The 17,740-nt window shown below is 68.0% G+C and carries 17 protein-coding genes; 8 read left to right on the top strand and 9 right to left on the bottom strand.

Annotated elements, in window-relative coordinates; translation table 11 throughout:
* The first annotated feature begins 73 nt into the window (after window positions 1-73).
* Window positions 74-709 carry a class I SAM-dependent methyltransferase gene (locus tag SK803_RS11640; protein WP_319965906.1) on the top strand — a complete coding sequence of 212 codons (636 nt, stop codon included), beginning with the start codon at window positions 74-76 and terminating at the stop codon, window positions 707-709.
* A gap of 67 nt (window positions 710-776) precedes the next feature.
* Here the strand turns inward: SK803_RS11640 and SK803_RS11635 are convergent, their stop codons facing one another.
* On the bottom strand, window positions 777-1,376 hold the full coding sequence (locus tag SK803_RS11635; protein WP_319965905.1) for a hypothetical protein: 600 nt from the start codon (window positions 1,374-1,376) through the stop codon (window positions 777-779).
* An 11-nt stretch (window positions 1,377-1,387) separates the two neighbouring features.
* Complete coding sequence (locus tag SK803_RS11630) at window positions 1,388-1,930, bottom strand: hypothetical protein (protein WP_319965903.1); 543 nt, start codon at window positions 1,928-1,930, stop codon at window positions 1,388-1,390.
* A 129-nt stretch (window positions 1,931-2,059) separates the two neighbouring features.
* Here SK803_RS11630 and SK803_RS11625 point away from each other — a divergent pair, with 129 nt between their 5' ends.
* Genes SK803_RS11625 through SK803_RS11615 form a run of 3 tightly spaced genes read left to right on the top strand, consistent with a single transcriptional unit; the run spans window position 2,060 to window position 3,791 of the window.
* Window positions 2,060-2,380 (top strand): hypothetical protein, encoded by a 321-nt coding sequence (locus SK803_RS11625; protein WP_319965902.1) that lies wholly within the window; start codon window positions 2,060-2,062, stop codon window positions 2,378-2,380.
* Window positions 2,377-3,315, top strand: a complete 939-nt coding sequence (locus SK803_RS11620) for a hypothetical protein (RefSeq protein ID WP_319965901.1) — start codon at window positions 2,377-2,379, stop codon at window positions 3,313-3,315. Before SK803_RS11625 ends, SK803_RS11620 begins: the two co-directional genes overlap by 4 nt.
* Complete coding sequence (locus SK803_RS11615) at window positions 3,312-3,791, top strand: YbaB/EbfC family nucleoid-associated protein (protein ID WP_319965899.1); 480 nt, start codon at window positions 3,312-3,314, stop codon at window positions 3,789-3,791. The genes SK803_RS11620 and SK803_RS11615 overlap by 4 nt, the downstream gene beginning before the upstream one ends.
* A gap of 16 nt (window positions 3,792-3,807) precedes the next feature.
* On the opposite strand, the gene SK803_RS11610 is transcribed toward SK803_RS11615, so the two are convergent.
* Both SK803_RS11610 and SK803_RS11605 read right to left on the bottom strand, forming a co-directional pair.
* Window positions 3,808-4,602: a helix-turn-helix domain-containing GNAT family N-acetyltransferase gene (locus SK803_RS11610; RefSeq protein ID WP_406601519.1), complete on the bottom strand. Its 795-nt coding sequence runs from the start codon at window positions 4,600-4,602 to the stop codon at window positions 3,808-3,810.
* A gap of 31 nt (window positions 4,603-4,633) precedes the next feature.
* Window positions 4,634-6,076 carry a neutral zinc metallopeptidase gene (locus SK803_RS11605; protein ID WP_319965898.1) on the bottom strand — a complete coding sequence of 481 codons (1,443 nt, stop codon included), beginning with the start codon at window positions 6,074-6,076 and terminating at the stop codon, window positions 4,634-4,636.
* 181 nt (window positions 6,077-6,257) lie between these two features.
* On the opposite strand from SK803_RS11605, the gene SK803_RS11600 reads away from it, so the two are divergent.
* Genes SK803_RS11600 through SK803_RS11590 form a run of 3 tightly spaced genes read left to right on the top strand, consistent with a single transcriptional unit; the run spans window position 6,258 to window position 8,022 of the window.
* Complete coding sequence (locus SK803_RS11600) at window positions 6,258-6,848, top strand: DUF6230 family protein (protein WP_319965897.1); 591 nt, start codon at window positions 6,258-6,260, stop codon at window positions 6,846-6,848.
* The gene (locus SK803_RS11595) at window positions 6,839-7,300 is read left to right on the top strand and encodes a DUF6114 domain-containing protein (RefSeq protein WP_319965896.1); all 462 of its coding nucleotides are present in this window, start codon (window positions 6,839-6,841) and stop codon (window positions 7,298-7,300) included. Before SK803_RS11600 ends, SK803_RS11595 begins: the two co-directional genes overlap by 10 nt.
* Window positions 7,297-8,022, top strand: a complete 726-nt coding sequence (locus SK803_RS11590; protein ID WP_319965895.1) for a hypothetical protein — start codon at window positions 7,297-7,299, stop codon at window positions 8,020-8,022. Before SK803_RS11595 ends, SK803_RS11590 begins: the two co-directional genes overlap by 4 nt.
* A 47-nt stretch (window positions 8,023-8,069) precedes the next feature.
* Here SK803_RS11590 and SK803_RS11585 read toward each other — a convergent pair whose 3' ends face one another.
* Window positions 8,070-9,440, bottom strand: coding sequence for a neutral zinc metallopeptidase (locus tag SK803_RS11585; protein WP_319965894.1), 1,371 nt, complete (start codon window positions 9,438-9,440; stop codon window positions 8,070-8,072).
* A 133-nt stretch (window positions 9,441-9,573) separates the two neighbouring features.
* Between SK803_RS11585 and SK803_RS11580 the strand changes: the two genes are divergently transcribed.
* Entirely contained in the window at window positions 9,574-10,233 is a 660-nt protein-coding gene (locus tag SK803_RS11580) for a DUF7850 domain-containing protein (RefSeq protein WP_319965893.1), read from the top strand.
* Here the strand turns inward: SK803_RS11580 and glgB are convergent.
* From glgB to SK803_RS11560, 4 genes are read right to left on the bottom strand one after another with little or no spacing between them, the layout of a single operon-like run.
* Window positions 10,220-12,577 carry a 1,4-alpha-glucan branching protein GlgB gene (glgB, locus tag SK803_RS11575; RefSeq protein ID WP_319965892.1) on the bottom strand — a complete coding sequence of 786 codons (2,358 nt, stop codon included), beginning with the start codon at window positions 12,575-12,577 and terminating at the stop codon, window positions 10,220-10,222. The two genes, SK803_RS11580 and glgB, sit on opposite strands and share 14 nt — an antisense overlap.
* 3 nt (window positions 12,578-12,580) lie before the next feature.
* On the bottom strand, window positions 12,581-13,891 hold the full coding sequence (locus SK803_RS11570) for a maltokinase N-terminal cap-like domain-containing protein (protein WP_319965891.1): 1,311 nt from the start codon (window positions 13,889-13,891) through the stop codon (window positions 12,581-12,583).
* 7 nt (window positions 13,892-13,898) lie between these two features.
* Entirely contained in the window at window positions 13,899-15,707 is a 1,809-nt protein-coding gene (treS, locus tag SK803_RS11565; RefSeq protein ID WP_319965890.1) for a maltose alpha-D-glucosyltransferase, read from the bottom strand.
* A 51-nt stretch (window positions 15,708-15,758) separates the two neighbouring features.
* Window positions 15,759-17,735: an alpha-1,4-glucan--maltose-1-phosphate maltosyltransferase gene (locus SK803_RS11560; protein WP_319965889.1), complete on the bottom strand. Its 1,977-nt coding sequence runs from the start codon at window positions 17,733-17,735 to the stop codon at window positions 15,759-15,761.
* Between the last annotated feature and the right edge of the window lie 5 nt (window positions 17,736-17,740).

The following is a 17,740-nucleotide window of genomic DNA, read 5'->3' as shown; positions in this document are numbered from 1 at the left end:
CTTCGCCATCGCTGTTTGACCGCGTGGTGTCTGAGAGCGGGAACGAGGGACTCTCCACACGAAGGGATCGCTGGTGAGCGGCGCCCAAGCAGAGATCTGGGAGCGGTACGCCGCGAAGTACACGCCGCGTCGCGCCGTCAACGCGGCCGGCGCTACGACGTGGCTCAACTGGACCCAATACCCTGACCACGGCCCCGACGAGACAGTCCTCGGTGACCTTCGCGGGAAGAGAGTGCTCGAACTCGGGTCCGGCGCCGGGGCCAACCTCGCCCACCTCGCCACCCTGGGCGCGGTCTGCACGGGCATCGACATCGCTCCCAGTCGTGCTGGCCTTGCTCGCCAGGCCTGGGGACACCTCGGGCGGTTGGAGTTCGTCACCGCCGACGTGCTCGGTTATCTCACCGACACGAACATCATGTTCGACGTTGTCTACTCGATCTTCGGCGCGGTTTGGTTCACCGACCCGGAAGCTCTCTTTCCTCTGGTGCGCATGAGGATGAGCCACGGCGGTGTCTTCGCCTTCTCTCAGTCGCCCGCCACTGCGCAGGAGAACGAGACCGGCCAGATCGTCCGGCAGCGGCACCTTCCTGTTCACCAGTGGATCGAACAACTCACCGCGACAGGGTTCAGGGAAATCGTGGCGGAGACCATCGATGCTCCCGAGCTGGGCAAGCCAGGGACGGTGCTCGTGCACGCACGTGCCGCATAGACGCGTCTGGGAGCCGCGCGCCGGATGCACGGGCCGGGGTGACCGCGTGGTCACCCCGGCCAGTCGGTCAGGAAGCCGGGACCGCTGCCGCGCTGGTGGTGAAGATCTGGTCCACCGTCAGGCCGTCTGGGGACGGGGCCTGGTTCTTCATCGGCACGCGTCCCTCGGAGCGCATGTCCTCGGCCAGGCCGGGGTCGCGCGGGGTTGAGATGGAGCCGCCGTCGATGCCTACGGCGCACATGCCTACGGACGTGCAGCCGTACACGGGGCCGTCTGGGCCGTCGTACCAGTGCTGCAGGTAGAAGACGTACTTGCCTTGGGGCAGGCCCGAAGCCACGTCCGTGAGGGTTGTCTCGGGTTGCCGGGAGAACTCCACCACGGCCTTGGAGATGTTGGGGTTGCTCGACTTCTCCACCTGGATCGCCACGTTCGACGTGCGGTGGGCCGGCTTGCCGGGGTCGGTGTACTCCTTGCCTTCCGTGACGCCGTTGATGGTGCCCAGCACCACCAGTTGTGACTGGGAGGCCAGTTGCTCAATGGTTTCGGGTTCGTCCGGCATCGAGCCCTGGACGGTGTGTGCGTCCCAGAAACCAGGGCTGGCAGCGGGTGTGGACGAACATGCGGTGAGCGCCAGTGCGGCTGCGCCCACCAACAGCAAGGTGCGCATGGGAGTCCTCATCAGTAGGCGCCGTTGATGTGGTTCTTGTCGTGCGTGGAGTAGTAGTTGTGGTCGGGGTTTCCGCGCATGCACGAGCGGTTCGGCGTGGTGTACGAGCTGTTCTTGCCCGACGCGTGGCCGAGGCCGACGGTGTGGCCGATCTCGTGGCAGCCGAGGGACTTGTAGTTGCTGTGCGGCTTCCTGTTGTTGATCACTAGCTCGTGCTGGTCGCACTTGGACGCGTTGACGCGCTTGATGCAGCCCGCCCACGCGTAGGCGTTCCTCAGGTCCGCTGGTGGGTTCCAGGTCGAGTAGACCCACACGTCGACCTTGGTGTTGTAGGTGGTGTTCACGCTTGTGGTCATGTCTGTGGGCGCGAGTGAGTTCTTGCGCGCCCAGTCGACGCCGGACTTCTGCGCCGAGCTGAGGTCGTCGTCGAAGAAGAAGCTGTGTGCCTTGTTGTCCGCGTGCGGGCTGAAGCTGTTGGCGGCTGCCGTCAGTGGCGCCGCTACCAGCAGAACCAGTGCGGAGAGCAGCACTGCGAAGGTTCGCTGTTTCCCCATGTCACCAACTTGTCAGCGGGCGCTGACAGATTGGTGACACCTAGTGTGACGACGACTGTGTGATCTTCACCCGAACGGGTGACATAGCCTGACGTCGTCGGATCCAATTGAGACTGGCCAGGGAGAGAGATGGGCTCGGGGTTCCACGCCGAACCAGAGGGTTTGAAGTACACGGCGACGCACGACATCGGCAAGCTCATCGACCACACGCACACCGCGCGGAGCAAGATCGCGCAGACCGAGCAGATCGACGGCCGGGCGTTCGCGGGGGACGTCGAGGTCTACGAGGCGCATGGCGAGTGGTACGGCGCGCGGTCGATGCTGCTGGGGGTGTTCGGCAAGAACGAGGAGAACCTCGGGCTGGCGCAGGAGGCTCTCATCGAGGTCGCCGAGCGCTACATCGCCGTGGACTCCGACAACGAGCGGGCGTTCGGAGGGTTCCTGTCGTGAGCTGGGCCAATGACATGCAGAAGCACGCCGACTACTTCTGCAAGAAGTTCGACGAGCAGGAGGACTGGTTCTTCCCGGACCACCTGGAGAAGAACGCGAGCTACCCAACGGCGAAGCAGGACGTTCAGCTCCTCTTCGCCAAGTTCGGCCGGTTCATCGACGTCGAGGTGGCGCTCGGGGGCGTGCGCGAGGAGATCTCGTTGCTGTCCAAGGCGGCGGACGACATCGACCAGGACTTCTGCGAGGGCGTGCTCAACGACATCGACCTCTACCTGGAGAACTGGGAGGGCGACGCCGCCGACGGCTTCCGCTCGTACCTGCGTGGCCAGCCGAGCATCGAGGGTGCGCTCGCCCGCAAGCGGGACATCGTTCGTGCCGCGAAGTACGCGATGCAGGCCTACGAGAAGGCGATCACGAGCTTCCGCGACGACGTGCTGTCCTTGGTCGAGACCGGGCACAAGGGCGTCGAGGCCGGCGAGGTCAGGGAAGCCAAGATCATGATCACGCTCGCGTCCGCGGCGGTGTCGATCGGTGTCGCGGCCGTGACCGCTGGTACCGGTGCGGCGTTCGTCGCCACGCTCGCGGTCGGCGACGCGCTGCAGACCGGTGCGTCCGGGGTCAACTCCACCGTGCTCGAGGCGAGCAGCGTGGAGGAGGTCATCGGCAAGCTGCCGGAGAAGGGCGAGGACATCCTCGAGACCGGTCGCAGGCAGATGGAGAAGGTCCGCATGGGCTTTCGCGCCGTGGCCGAGACCATGGCGGGTGCCGGTGTGCCCGAGGTCAACCCGCCGCGGCCACGCCTGGTCACCGACGACAAGTTCAACCCTGACGAGTTCCACCAGGACGGCCGCAAGCCGTCGGGCAAGATCAGCCACGACGACCTGGTGAAGGAGCCGAAGGAAGCGGACAGCGGTCCCGCTCGGCCGGGCCTGTGACGGAGGACGCGGAGGCGCGCGCGGCTCGGCTGCGCGCCCAGTCCGAGGAAGGTGCCACGACCCTCGACCGCCGTCAGCAGGCGCGGGAGTGGGCCGAGAAGCAGGTCGCCGCGGTCCGCGGCACCGCGGGGTCCGAGCACGGTGACGTGCGCGCGACCGTCGACCACTCCGGCCTGCTGCTGCGGCTCGAACTGTCGCCTCTCACCAAGCAGGCCAAGCACGAGGACCTGGCGCACGCGATCACCGCCGTCGTGCGCCAGGCGACGGCCGACGCGCGGAACCAGGTGCGCGAGGTGTACGTGCGGCTGCAGAACGAGGGCGTGATCCGGGCTCTGCCACCGTTCCTGCTGCCCGCACCCGAGGTCGGCGCGGTGACGCTGGCGCTGCCCGTGCGCGGCAACTCGCCGTCGAAGCGGGCGGGTGACCAGGCGGAAGTGGGACCACCGGACAGCTGGCTCAAGGAGGAACCGTGGTGAGCCGGGAGCCGCGGCACTAGGGGCGGCGGCGTTCCAAAAGGACGGTGTCCCGCCATTCGCCGTGGTGCTGCGCGATTCGTTCGCGCACGCCCACCGTGCGGAACCCCGCTTTGTGGTGCAGCGCGATGCTTGCCCGGTTCTCCGGGAAGATCACTGCCTGCAGGGTCCACAGGCCGTCGGCGTCGGCTGCCGAAACCTGGTGGTGCAGCAGGGTTTTGCCCACGCCGCGGCCCTGGGAGGCGTCGGCCACGTAGATCGAGGTCTCGACCACCCCGGAGTAGCACTCGCGGGCGGAGACCGGGGTGGCGGCGGCCCAACCGGCGACTTCGCCGTCCACCACGGCGATCCAGCGGTGGTCCGGGAGCCATTTGGACTCCAGGGTGCGGCGGGACGGGACGTCGGTTTCGAAGGTGGCGTTGCCCGAAGCGATGCCTTCGCCGTAGATGCGGCGGACGTCCGGCCAGTCCGCGGCGGTCATCGGGCGCATGGTCACGCCTGGCACCGGGCGGACGTCGCCCGTGGTCAGGGCGCCCATGACCGCGTCCGCGGCGTGGGGGAGGCCTGTGCAGCAGGCCGGGTTCACCCGCACGAGGGTGGTGGTGCCCTCGCGTTGGACGTGGACGAAGCCGACCTCGGCCAGTTTGCGGACGTGGTGCGAGCAGGTGGACTGGCTCACGCCCAGGAGGGTGGTCAACTCGCCGACGGTGACCGCGCCCGGCGCTGAGGCCACGTGGTGGAGCAGGCGGACGCGGGTGGGGTCGGACAGGGTCGCGAACCAGCTGGCGTAGGTCGTGGCTTCGTCGGTCAGCACCCGGCAAGTATCGACGAGCGTCGATGAAGGATCAAATCGAATACTTCTTCACGCAGAACGAGGAGCCTCGGAAGAAGCCGTCACCGAAGGCTTCCACGCGGGCGAAGCCGGAGGGGACGGCTTTGCCGTTCACGTCGGAGGCGATGAGGCTGTCGTCGGCCAGGAGCTCGGCCACCGCTTCGTCCAGGTCGCCGGGGGACAGGCGCAGGCCGGCCGGAGGGTCGGGGCGGTTGGTGAGGCCTGCCCAGGCGCCGGTGAGGCAGGCGGTGCGCTGGCCCGCGGCTTCGTCGTCGAGTTTGAAGCCGGTGGCGTGCTGGATGGAGAGCGAGAAGCGGCTGGCGATCACGGCGAAGGCCGCGAAGTCGCCGATGCCGCCCTTGCTGCCCTTCTTCGGGGGAGTGCCGATCTTGACCAGGGCGGGGAGGTCGAGCTGGACCTGGTTGACCGCCGGGCAGTAGGAGGCCGGTGAGGTGGTCTGGGCGTCGTTGCAGGACTTGATGCCGCCCTTGTCGAAGGCGGGGAAGGCCGCGCCGCTCGACTTGTAGGCGTCGCGCAGGGACTCTTCCAGAGCCTTGAGGTACTTGTCCTCGCTGATCTTGGCGTTGCCGCGGCCCTGGCCCTGGTCGGTGTCGGAGAGGTCGAAGGGGCGTTCGGTGATGCGCTTGTTGATCTCTGCCTCGTTGATCTCGGCGCACCTCGCGGCGCCTCGGGTGAAGCCGAACTGGAAGGCGGAGACGCGGTCGAACGCGCTGCCGTGGGCGCCCTGCTTCTCGAAGGACGTGCCGGCCGAGTCGCGGATGAAGAACATCGTCTGCAGGACCTGGTTGAGGCCTTCGCCGGTGGACAGTTCGAAGTGCTTCGACTTGTTCTCGGCGATCCAGCGCATGAAGACGCCGGTGTAGCAGTCGGCCTGCTGCTCCTTGACGATCGACGGGGTGTTGGCGCCGATGTTCGAGGCGGGGCCGAGTTTGTACTGCACGGCGTGGCCCATCTCATGGGCCAGGACGGTCACCACGGCCATCGGGCCGAAGGAGTCCTCGAGCATCGGGAGGAGCTCGCCCCGGTCCCAGGTGATGCTGTCGTCGAGCGCGCAGTAGAAGGCGTTGGCGACGCCGGTGGTGTCGAGCTTGCAGACCTGGACGCCCTTGCCGTTGGAGTCGTAGGAGATCAAACGCTTCACCGGCTCGAAGGTCTTGCCGGGGAACGAGGCGGGGAACTCCGACTTCCAGAACTCCTGCACGTCGGCGAGGGTGTTGATGGCCAGCCGGTCCATCTCGCCGCCGTCGCCGTTCTCCACGCTCAGGTCCGCGTCCGGCACGCCCGCCTTGGGGCCGGACGGACCGTTGGAGATCTCCAGGCCCGCGACCTTCGTGGGGTCGGGGCGCTCGCCCTTCGGGTCGCCCTCGACCACGGAAGCGCAGGCGGTCAGGGCTGCGGTCGCGGCCAGCGCGACGGCGATTCGTCCGATCCCCATGGACCGGAACAGTACTAAGGGCGTTTCGAGGCCGTGTGGCAAGGACCTGCGGCCAAACGTGAAACGGTCTCACCCCCCGGGGTGATTTCAAGACTGCACGGACTCGTTTTCGTTGTCTCGCCGATGTTTCGGAGCGCACAGTCCCCCACGCAAGCCTTCGGTGTGGAAGGAGTTTGGCGGTATGGGTAGAACGCGCTGGGCACGATTCGTAGGAGTCCTCGGAATCGGTGCCGTGGGTGCCGGTGCACTCCTCGTCGGCATGTCCCAGGGAGCGCTGGCCGCCTCGTTCGCGGTGTCCGGCACCAATTTCAAGGTCTCCGCCGACAGCTTGACGGGCCAGGGATTCGTCCAGTTCGGCGGCGTGGACGCGGGTGCCGGCAAGGTGCACGTCGTCGCGGTCAGCGGCTTCAAGACGGCGACGCTCAACAAGTTCTGCCAGTCGGTGTTCGTCGCCAACATGCCGATCGTCGGTGACGTCACGATGCGCATCACCGCGGACGGCGTGGGGGGTATGTCGGCCGACAACCTGGTCGTCAACCTCACCGACCTCTCGGGTGACCTGACGCTGGGCAACCCCGAGATCGGTGTCGACGCGGGCAAGGTGACCAAGGGGCCGGAGAACCTCAAAGGTCTCCCTGGTTCGTTCGGTCTGCAGGCTGACTCGGCGAACATCTCCGGGCTGAAGCAGACCGCCTGGGCCACGACGGCTCAGACGATCAGGTTCAAGGGCATGAACCTGACCATTCGCCAGGGGAAGCAAGAGTGCTTCTGAGGATCTGGCGCGCATTCACCGCGTGGCGACGTGGCCGGCCCTTCTGGGCCGGCCTGTTCGTGGCCGGCGGTGCGTTCATCATCATGTTCCCGCCGTTCTTCGGCGTGAAGCTCGGCGACATCGTCATCTCGATCCAGACGCTCGGCGGCGTGTCCGCGCTGATGATCGGCTCGTTGCTGGCCATCTGCGCGGTGTCGTTGTGGGTGGCGCCGAAGTTCCGGCTCGCGGCGGGCATCGTCACGGTGCTGTTGTCGCTGGTCGCGCTCGTCGTGACCAACATGGGCGGGTTCCTCTTCGGCACCATCCTCAGCCTGCTCGGCGGTGCGCTCGCGGTGGCGTGGACGAACGAGCCCAAGGAACCCAAGAAGTCGAGGAAGGCGAAGCGCGAGGACAGCGCGGAGCTGGAGTCCGAGCCGGAGCCTGAGCCGACCCAGAGGGTTCACCCCACATGATCCGAACACAGCCGATGGCGGCGGTCGCGATGGCCGCGGTCCTGGCGCTGCAACCGCCGTCGAGTTCGGAGCCGCCGCCTTCCAGCAGCAGCTCCCCGGCTCCGACGACGAGCTCCGAGCCACCACCTGTCTCCAGCAAGCCCTCCGAACCACCGCCGGTGTCGTCCACCGTGCCGACGCCTCCGTCGATCACGATGCCTCCTACGACACCGGCGCCCCCGCCACCGGCCCCTGCCCCGGTGGCGGCGGGAGGGCGGGAGTGGACGCTCACCGCGTCCCGGCTGGATCTCGGCGGACTGAACTTCGTCGGGGTGGTCGACGCGGTGGTGAACGGCAAGGTCCTCAAGGTCCTGAAGTTCACGACGACCGACATGAAGATCAGGGACCTGGTGCAGTCGGCCGAGGTGTCGCCGGGGATCAAGCTCGTCACCGCGGCGCGCGCGGGCAGCACGTCCACGGTGAACCGGGTGAGGCTGCCCGGCCAGGGGCAGTCGCCGCCGCTGATCGAGCTGTTCACGGTGCAGCTCAAGGGCAACCTGGACATCCTCGGCATCAAGATCCCGGTCGACTACACGGCCGCCCACCCGCCGCCGCTGAACGTGCCGTTCGTGACGTTCACCGAGGTGACGGTGCGCAACACCGACCTGATCGGTGGCAACCTGACGATTCCGGGCGCGCGGATCTCCGTCGTGTCCGACCAGGCGCCGGTCAACAGACGCTGAAGCCCGCACCAGGCCACCGAGCCGGTGCGGGTTTCCGCTCGTTCAGGTCAGAGACCGCACTTCTTCGGGCCCTCGAACACGCCCTCGCGGAACCGGGCCACCCGCTCGAACCCCGGATCCACCGCGTCCTCGCCCTTCGCGTCACGCGCGGCGTAGTCGAAGCGCAGCAGCACGGTCACGGCCTCGTCGAAGTCACCCGGCGAGAGCCCGAACCCGTCCTGGCGCTGGAACACCGCGCCCGTGTACGCGCCGGCCAGGCACAACGCCGCCTTCGACGCGCCCTCGCCCTCCGTCGGCTTGCCCTGCACGGCCAGCTCGGCCAGCGCGTACCTGGTCGCGATCAACGTGCCGGTCGCGTAGTCGCCGAGTTCCTTGTGCAGGGCCGGTAGCTCGTCCTTGGTGTCGATCTTGATCGTCTTGTCCGACGGGCAGTACGCGACGGGTCCCTGGTCGCCGGAGCAGGTCGGCTCGCTCTGCGCGGCCTCGGCTTTCGGGGACGGCCAGGTCTTGCCCGCGGCGGTGGCCAGGCCCTTGAAGTAACCGTCGAGGTCCGGCGTCACCGACTCGAGCATCTCCGAGAACGGCAGGTTGCCGCCGTTCGCGCGGTCCTTGACCGTGGTGAACGCGCGCTGGGTGAACTGGCGGTTCTGGACGCTCATCTGCGCGCAGAACTTGGTGCCCTGCTCGTAGCCGTCCTGGAACGCCGCCACGCGGTCGAACGCGCTGCCGTGCGCCTGCTCGTCCTCAGGGGAGGTGCCGACCGGGTCGCGGAACGTGATCAGCGCGCCCAGGGCCTTGTCCAGGGCGTCCGCGCCGATGTCGAGTCGCCCGGACTTGCCGTCGGCGACGTTGCGGACGAACGAGCCCGCGAAGCAGTCGGCCTGGGCCTCGGTGAGGATCGTCGGGTACTTCTCCGGCTCGCGGCGCTCGGCCTCCGGCGTGATGCCCATGCGGTTCTGCACCGCGTGACCGATCTCGTGCGCCAGCACCACGACCACCGCGGCCTCGCCGAAGCGGTCCTGCAGCACCGGCAGCAGGGACGCGCGGTCCCAGGCGATCGCGTCGGCGGCCGGGCAGTAGAACGCGTTGCCCTCCACGTCCGCGGCCTTCTGCGTGCACGGCGGCGGCTTCGCGGTGGCGTCGGCCGTGTCGACCGAGTAGTAACCGCCGCTCAGCTGCTTCCAGGGCTTGTTGAACGTCTGCTGGAACGACTGCTGCCAGAACTCGTCGATGTCGGTGAGAGCGGTCGCGGCCAGCTTGTCGATCGGGCCGTTGTCCGAGCCGCGCACCTGGATGGTCTGGGTGGAGGCCTCTTTCTTCACCACCTTGGCGGCACGCGGGCGCCCAGGGATCTCAGCGGTGCAGCCCACCGCGAGCAGGGCGGTGGCCACGATCAGCGCGATGCTCCGGTGCCGCATGAACCCATTGTGCCTGCCGGTCGGCTCGAGGGGCGTCCTACTCGTCGAACTCAGCCGCATACAGAAGCCAACGTGCGGCGGGCTGATCAGGTTCACCGGGCCGGAGTCCGCGGATCGACCTACATTTCCACCTGTGCGCGAATTGCTGTTCGCCGCGTTGCTCCTTCTCGGCCCTCCTACCGGGGCCGATCCGACGATGCCCGGCTGCACCGGCGGCATCGTGCCCGACCCGAAACCCAACGGCGTGATCGTGGGACCGGGCACCGTCGTCACGTCACTTCGGGCGATCCCCCAGGGCATCTACGACCTGTCCGTCTGGGCGGGCAGCACCAGGCCTGGGCCGGCGACCGCGGTCGGGCTCCAGTTCCTCGACCACACCGGCGCCCAGACCGGCCGGATCTACGCCCGCCGGCCGCTCCAGCAGCAGCCGAAGCGCTACAACAGCTACGGCATGATCGCGCCGCCGAACGCCAGTACGGTGCGGTTCTTCGCGACCACGACCACGGAAATCCACTGGGATTGCGTGTTCCTCAGGGTCTCTGCGTACTCGCTCGAACTCGAATCGGCCGGGAAGACGCTGAAGATCACCGTCACGAACACCGGCAGCCAGCCGCTGAGCGGGCTCCGGCTCGGCGTCCCGGCCTGTGCGGACCTGGACACCGAGCCGTTCGACCTGAAAGACCAGGTCGTGCGCACCTGCACGGGGGCGGTTCCTGCCACCGCGACGGTGTCCGGCGCGCTCTACTGGAACGGAGCGCTGCCGGACAGGTCGGTCAGTCTCAGTCGGTCTTGATCGGCGCGGCGGCCTTGGTGTCCCCGACCGGCTTCGGCTCGACGATCGGCGCGGCCTCGACGACCGGCTTGATCTCCGTGGTGGTCTCCACCTCGGTGACCGGCTCGATCTCCGCCGCGGTCACCACCTCGGCGGCAGCCTCGTTCTCCGTGACCGCCTCGGCCTCCGCGACGACCTCGTCCGGCTCGGAGGCGGGGTCGGGCACCAGCCACAGCACACCCGCGGGCGGCAGCTGCAACAACGCCGAGTACGGCCGGCCGTGCCACGGCCTGTTCTCGGCCTCGACGCCGCCGAGGTTGCCCACGCCGGAACCGCCGTACACCGACGCGTCGGTGTTCACGAGTTCCTTCCACCGGCCCGCGGTGGGCAGGCCGACGCGGTAGTCGTAATGCGGCATCCCGGCGAAGTTCGCCACGCAGACCAGCTGCGAGCCGTCCTCACCGATCCGCAGGAACGACAGCACGTTGCCCGCGGAGTCGTTCGCGTCGATCCACTGGAACCCCTCCGGCGTGACGTCGTGCGAGTACAGCGCCGCCGCCGTCTTGTACACCGAGTTCAGGTCACGCATCAGCGACTGGATGCCCTGGTGCAACGGCTCCTGCTCGACCAGGTGCCAGTCCAGCGACCGCGACTCCGACCACTCCTGCCGCTGCCCGAACTCGCCGCCCATGAACAGCAACTGCTTGCCCGGATGCGCCCACATGAAGGCCAGCAACGACCGCACGCCCGCGGCCTTGTTCCAGTCGTCGCCCGGCATCCGCTGCCACAGCGAGCCCTTGCCGTGCACCACCTCGTCGTGCGAGAGCGGCAGCACGAAGTTCTCACTCCACGCGTACACCAGCGAGAACGTCATCTCGTTGTGGTGGAACGACCGGTGGATCGGCTCGCGCGACAGGTAGTGCAGCGAGTCGTGCATCCAGCCCATGTTCCACTTGAACCCGAACCCGAGCCCGCCCAGGTGCGTCGGCCGCGTCACGCCCGGCCACGCCGTCGACTCCTCGGCGATCATCACCACGCCGGGGTGCCGCCGGTAGACGGTCGCGTTCAGCTCCTGCAGGAACCGCACCGCGTCGAGGTTCTCGCGGCCGCCGTACTCGTTCGGCAGCCACTGGCCCGCCGGCCGCGAGTAGTCGAGGTAGAGCATCGACGCGACGGCGTCCACGCGCAGACCGTCGAGGTGGAACTCCTCGATCCAGTACAGCGCGTTCGCCACCAGGAAGTTGCGGACCTCGTTGCGCCCGAAGTCGAAGACGTACGTGCCCCAGTCGAGCTGCTCGCCGCGGCGCGGGTCGGCGTGCTCGTACAACGGCGTGCCGTCGAACTTCGCCAGCGCCCAGCTGTCCTTCGGGAAGTGCGCGGGCACCCAGTCGACCAGCACGCCGATGCCGCGCTGGTGCAACGTGTCCACGAAGTACCGGAAGTCGTCCGGCGAGCCGAACCGCGAGGTCGGCGCGTAGTACGAGGTGACCTGGTAGCCCCACGAACCGCCGAACGGGTGCTCGGCCACGGGCAGCATCTCGATGTGCGTGAAGCCCATGTCCTCGCAGTAGTCCGCGAGCTCGACGGCCAGCTCGCGGTAGCCGAGACCCGGCTTCCACGAGCCGAGATGCACCTCGTAGGTCGACATCGGCGCGTTCGCCCACTGCGTGGCCTCGCGCCGGGCCTCCCACTCCGCGTCGCCCCACTGGTACTCGGACCGCGTGACGACCGAGGCCGTCTGCGGCGGGACCTCGGTGGCGAACGCCATCGGGTCGGCCTTCTCGTGCCACACGCCGTCCTGGCCGAGAATGCGGAACTTGTACCGCGAGCCCACCGCGACGTTCGGCAGGAAGACCTCCCACACGCCGCTGGAACCCATGGAGCGCAACGGGTTCGCGCGCCCGTCCCAGCCGTCGAAGTCACCGGTCACGCGCACACCGCGCGCGTTCGGCGCCCACACCGCGAACGAGACACCGGTGATGTCGCCGGAAGCCGTTTCGTAGCAACGAACATGCGCGCCCAGCACGTCCCACAGCCGTTCGTGCCGGCCTTCACCGATCAGGTGCAGGTCCAGCTCGCCGACCGTCGGCAGCCACCGGTACGGGTCGTCGACCTCGACCGCGGGCCCGCCGTTGTACTTGACCAGCAACCGGTAGTCGCCGGGCGCCTCGGGCAGCTCGCCCTCGAACAGGGCGTCGGCGATGCGTGGCAGCTCGACCTGCTTGTCTCCCCACGCCACCGCCACCGAGGTCGCGCCTGGCCGCAGGGCCCGCGCGATCACCTGGTCGCCGATGGTGTGCACACCCAGCACCGAGTGCGGATCGTGGTGCGCACCTGACAGGAGCCGGTCCAGGTCGGCCTTCACGGCTTACTCTCCTCCGCTGGTCATCCGGGCGATCGACGAAAGCGGAACCGTCAACCACTCCGGCCTGTTGGCGTGCTCGTAAGCGACCTCGTAGACCGCCTTGTCCAGCTCGAACGCGCGCAGCAGGTGCGCGTTGTCCCGCGGATCGGCCGCCACCTCGGCGTACCCGTCGCAGAACGCCGCCCGGTTGCGCTTCGTCCACTCCATCGCGCGGTAGGCGAGCTGGTCGTCGTCGGGTTGACCGATGAGCAGCTGCCGTGCCGCGTAGTCGAACGACCTCAGCATCCCCGCCACGTCGCGCAACGGCGACCTCAGCGCGTTGCGTTCGGCGACGTCCGCCGCCGGCTCGCCCTCGAAGTCGATCAGCAGCCAGCCGTGCACGGTCCGCAGCACCTGGCCCAGGTGCAGGTCGCCGTGGACGTGCTGGATCGGGATCGCGCCGATGTGCCGGCGCGCCTCCTCGAACGCGGCGCGCAACGGCTCCTCGTACCTGCCGAGCTCCGGCACCGCCTCCAGCACGACGCCAAGACGCCGCTGCATGCCCGCGATGGCGCGGTCGATCGCGTCGTCGTCCGCGATCCGCGTGCCGAGCGCTTCGGCGAGATCGGCGTGCACCTTCGCTACGGCGTGGCCGAGGCGTTGCGCCTCACCGGCGAAGTCGCCGCCGACCTCGAACGCGTGCAGGTCGGCCTCTGCCATCAGGTCGCGGACCGAGGTCTTGGCCATGTCCCAGCCCTCGACCGCGTCCGGCAGGAACTCCTGCAGCATCGCGAGAGTGACCTGCTCTCCGTCCAGCTCGGTGGAGATCGACCCCAGCGGCTGCGCGATGTGCTCGCAGCCGACCGACCGCAGCGCGCGGTGCATCGTCAGGTCGCGGTTCTCGCCGCTGGCGAGCTTGCGGAAGATCTTCAGGATGTACTGCTGGCCGTAGATCAGCGACGTGTTGGACTGCTCGACGCCGATCGGCCGCCCGCGCAGGCCGGAGCGCAGTTCCGCGCCGGGCTCGTGCGCGAACGTGATGCCGTCGGTGCTGTGCCCGGACGCGATCCGGTCCAGCAGCACCCCGTTGTGCTCGGGGTCCAGCAGCACGTCCCACGCACCGGTGCTCAGGCTGAGTGCGCCCTGGTAGCACTCGGTGCGGCCGGGCTGCTCCACCTCGAAGATCACGTGCACCAGGTCGCCGTCGACCACTGTCGTCCGAAGTGGACGGACGGCCGTGATCGGCTTGTCCTTGCCGCCGAACCACCTGGCGGCCGGGAGCAGATCAGGCAGTGAGGCGACCAGTTTCTCGACGAGCTCGTGGGGATCGGTCATGCGCGATTCACCTCATCTCGCTGTCGTCGCCCGCCTCTACCAGCTGGAACCAGTAGAAACCGTGACCGGGAAGGGTCAGCAGGTACGGGAGTTCCCCGATCGCGGGGAATTTGACACCTCCGGTGAGCTCCATGGGCGCGGAGTCGCGGTGCTCGGAGAGGTCCAGCTCGACGGGTTGGGGGAAGCGTGACAGGTTGTTCACGCAGAGCACGATGTCCTCGCGGCCGTCCGGGCGCTTCCACTGCCGCTTGAACGCCAGCACGCTCGGGTTCGACCCGCCCAGCTCGGTGAAGTCGCCCTCGGCGAACGCGTGGTGCTGCTTGCGCACCTCGATCATGTGCCGGGTCCAGTTGAGCAGCGACGACGTGTTGTTGAGCTGCGCCTCGACGTTCAGGCCCTGGTAGCCGTAGACCGGGTCCATGATCACCGGCAGGTAGATCCGGCCGGGGTCGCAGCTCGAGAAGCCCGCGTTGCGGTCCGGGGTCCACTGCATCGGCGTGCGGACGGCGTCGCGGTCCTGCAGCCAGATGTTGTCGCCCATGCCGATCTCGTCGCCGTAGTAGAGAACGGGCGATCCGGGCAGGGACAGCAGCATCGCGGTGAAGAGTTCGTGCTGGTTGCGGTCGTTCTCCAGCAACGGGGCGAGGCGGCGGCGGATGCCGATGTTCGCCTTCATCCGCGGGTCTTTGGCGTACTCGGAGTACATGTAGTCGCGCTCTTCGTCCGTGACCATCTCGAGCGTGAGCTCGTCGTGGTTGCGCAGGAAGATGCCCCACTGGGCGTTCTCGGGGATCGCCGGCGTCTGCGCGAGGATCTCCGAGATCGGGAACCGCGACTCGCGCCGCACCGCCATGAAGATGCGCGGCATCAGCGGGAAGTGGAACGCCATGTGGCACTCGTCGCCGCCGATCTCCGGGTCACCGAAGTACTCGACCACGTCCGACGGCCACTGGTTCGCCTCGGCGAGCAGCACCCTGCCGGGGAACTCGTCGTCGACGACCTTGCGGCACTTCTTCAGGAACTCGTGCGTGCGCGGCAGGTTCTCGCAGATCGTGCCCTCCTCTTCGAAGAGGTACGGCACGGCGTCGAGGCGGAACCCGTCGATGCCCAGGTCGAGCCAGAACCGCAGGATGTCGAGCATCGCCTCCTGCACTTCCGGGTTCTCGTAGTTGAGGTCCGGCTGGTGGCTGAAGAAGCGGTGCCAGAAGAACTGCCCGCGCACCGGGTCGTACGTCCAGTTCGACGACTCCGTGTCGACGAAGATGATCCGCGCGTCGCTGTAGCGCGAGTCGTCGTCGCTCCACACGTAGTAGTCGCCGTACGGGCCGTCCGGGTTCTGCCGCGACTCCTGGAACCACGGATGCGCGTCGGACGTGTGGTTGAGCACCAGGTCGGTGATCACCCGGATCCCGCGCCGGTGGGCCTCCTCCAGCAGGTACACGAAGTCCTCGACGGTGCCGAACTCCGGCAGCACCGCGCGGAAGTCGCTGATGTCGTACCCGCCGTCGCGCAACGGCGACGCGTAGAACGGCGGCAGCCAGAGGCAGTCGACGCCGAGCCACTCCAGGTAGTCGAGTCGGGAGGCGAGTCCTCTGAGGTCACCCGTTCCGTCGCCGTTGGAGTCGCTGAACGCGCGGACGAGGACCTCGTAGAAGACGGCGCCCTTGAACCAGCTCGGGTTCGCCGACGCCGGTTTGGCTGACTTGAAGTCCTCTGCCTGCGGTTCGACCAGGAAGCCGTCGTCGTCGATGGCTTCGCCGGTGTGCGGTGTTCCTTCCAACCCGAGTGCAGCGTCGGGACGGGAGTCGTCGGCCATGGTTCCCACCTCGTCGGGGGTTGTGCGGTTGAGCGGGCTGAAGCGCACGCCCTAAGAAAAACGTCGCTGGAGGCTCACGACGTGCGCGGTGGCACGCCACGGCTCGAGGCGGACGAAGTTGGCCTGACCCCAGTCCCAGGTCTCGCCGGTGACCTCGTCGTGCGCGATCACGCGCTCGTGCCAGTCGAACCCGAGCCCCGGCAGGTCGAGGTAGAGAGTCCCCTCCTGCGCGTTGTGCGGGTCGAGGCTGACGACGACCACGACGGTGTCGCCGGTCTCCGGGTCACGCTTGGAGTAGGCGACCAACGCGTCGTTCTCGATGTGCTGGAACTTCAGCGTGCGCATCTGCTGGAGTGCGGGATGCGCCTTGCGGATGTGGTTGAGCTTGCGCAGCCACGGTTCGAGACTTCGCCCGTCCGCCAGTGCACGGGCGTAGTCGCGCGGCCGCAACTGGTACTTCTCGGAGTTGAGGTACTCCTCGCTGCCGGGCTTCACGGCCTCGTGCTCGAACAGCTCGTAGCCGCTGTACACGCCCCACGTGGGGGAGAGCGTGGCCGCGAGCGCCGCGCGAAGCCCGAACATCGCCGGGCCGCCGTGCTGCAGCGACTCGTGCAGGATGTCCGGGGTGTTCACGAAGAGGTTCGGCCGCGCCTCGTCCCAGTGGTCGCGGACGTCCTCACCGAACTCGATCAGCTCCTGCTTGCCCGTCCGCCACGTGAAGTACGTGTAGGACTGGGTGAACCCGAGCTTGGCCAGGCCGTAGAGGCGGGCTGGCCGGGTGAAGGCCTCCGCGAGGAACAGCGTGTCCGGGTAGACCTCCTTCACCTTCCAGATCAGCCACTGCCAGAAGTCCGGCGGCTTGGTGTGCGGGTTGTCGACCCGGAAGATCCGCACCCCGTGCTCGGCCCAGTACAGGACCACGCGCAGCACCTCGTGGTAGAGGCCCTGCGGGTCGAGGTCGAAGTTGATCGGGTAGATGTCCTGGTACTTCTTGGGCGGGTTCTCCGCGTACGCGATCGTGCCGTCCGGCCGGGTGGTGAACCACTCCGGGTGCTTGAGCACCCACGGGTGGTCCGGCGCGCACTGCAGTGCGAAGTCCAGCGCCACTTCCAGGCCGAGCTGGTGGGCACGCTCCACGAGCGCGTCGAAGTCCTCGATCGTGCCGAGCTCCGGCGCGATGGCGTCGTGCCCGCCCTCGTCCGCGCCGATGGCCCACGGCGAGCCGCAGTCCTCTGGCGTCGCGACGAGTGTGTTGTTGGGGCCCTTCCGGTTCACCCGGCCGACCGGGTGGATCGGCGGGAAGTAGACGACGTCGAAGCCCATCGCCGCGACCCGGTCGAGTTCCTTGGTCGCGGTGGCGAACGTGCCGTGCACCGCCTGGCCGGTCTCGTCGATCCCGCCGGTGCTGCGCGGGAAGAACTCGTACCAGGAGCCGAACGCGGCCTTCTTGCGGTCGCACCAGATCTTGTGCGTCTTGCCCTTGGTGATCAGCTCGCGCACGGGGTGCTCGAACATGATCCGCTGGACGTCGTCGGCGAAGGCCGGCGCGACGCGTTCGTTCAACGGCCGGTCTTCGTCGCGGAGTGCGGTCGCCGCGGAAGTGAGCAGTGCTCGCTCTTGCCTTCGATCGGGTCGCCTTGCCACTCGATCGAGTAGCAGCGCGCCCATTTCGAGATCATTCGCGAGATCACCGGGACCTTGCCCGGCCGCGATCTTCACCTCAACTGCGTGGTTCCAGGTGCCCCAGGGGTCACTCCACGCATCGATCCGGAAGGTCCACGCGCCTTCCGCGTCCGGAACGATGGTCGCGCCCCAGCGATCGAGGCCGATGCCGACCTCGTGCATTCTGGTCTGCCTGGCGACTCGGTCCTTCGGCCCGCGCCACGAGACTGTCGCCGCGAGTTTGTCGTGCCCCTCGCGCCACACCGTGGCTTCCACCGGGATGTGTTCTCCCACAACGGCTTTGGCTGGATACCTACCAGCCGACACCACCGGGGATACGTCGTCGATACCGAGTCGTCCGCTCATCCGGC

The organism is Lentzea miocenica (assembly GCF_033949945.1).
Classification (GTDB): Bacteria; Actinomycetota; Actinomycetes; order Mycobacteriales; family Pseudonocardiaceae; genus Lentzea; species Lentzea miocenica.
The sequence above is the reverse complement of the archived record's forward strand: the minus strand, read 5'-3'. Positions and strand labels throughout refer to the sequence as shown.

What these genes read in the sequence shown, in the direction of transcription:
- SK803_RS11635 (WP_319965905.1), bottom strand. Translation starts at nt 1,376, where the DNA reads ATGCGCACCTTGCTGTTGGTGGGCGCAGCCGCACTGGCGCTCACCGCA.
- SK803_RS11630 (WP_319965903.1), bottom strand. Translation starts at nt 1,930, where the DNA reads ATGGGGAAACAGCGAACCTTCGCAGTGCTGCTCTCCGCACTGGTTCTG.
- SK803_RS11625 (WP_319965902.1), top strand. Translation starts at nt 2,060, where the DNA reads ATGGGCTCGGGGTTCCACGCCGAACCAGAGGGTTTGAAGTACACGGCG.
- SK803_RS11605 (WP_319965898.1), bottom strand. Translation starts at nt 6,076, where the DNA reads ATGGGGATCGGACGAATCGCCGTCGCGCTGGCCGCGACCGCAGCCCTG.
- SK803_RS11600 (WP_319965897.1), top strand. Translation starts at nt 6,258, where the DNA reads ATGGGTAGAACGCGCTGGGCACGATTCGTAGGAGTCCTCGGAATCGGT.
- SK803_RS11590 (WP_319965895.1), top strand. Translation starts at nt 7,297, where the DNA reads ATGATCCGAACACAGCCGATGGCGGCGGTCGCGATGGCCGCGGTCCTG.
- SK803_RS11585 (WP_319965894.1), bottom strand. Translation starts at nt 9,440, where the DNA reads ATGCGGCACCGGAGCATCGCGCTGATCGTGGCCACCGCCCTGCTCGCG.
- SK803_RS11570 (WP_319965891.1), bottom strand. Translation starts at nt 13,891, where the DNA reads ATGACCGATCCCCACGAGCTCGTCGAGAAACTGGTCGCCTCACTGCCT.
- treS (WP_319965890.1), bottom strand. Translation starts at nt 15,707, where the DNA reads ATGGCCGACGACTCCCGTCCCGACGCTGCACTCGGGTTGGAAGGAACA.
- SK803_RS11560 (WP_319965889.1), bottom strand. Translation starts at nt 17,735, where the DNA reads ATGAGCGGACGACTCGGTATCGACGACGTATCCCCGGTGGTGTCGGCT.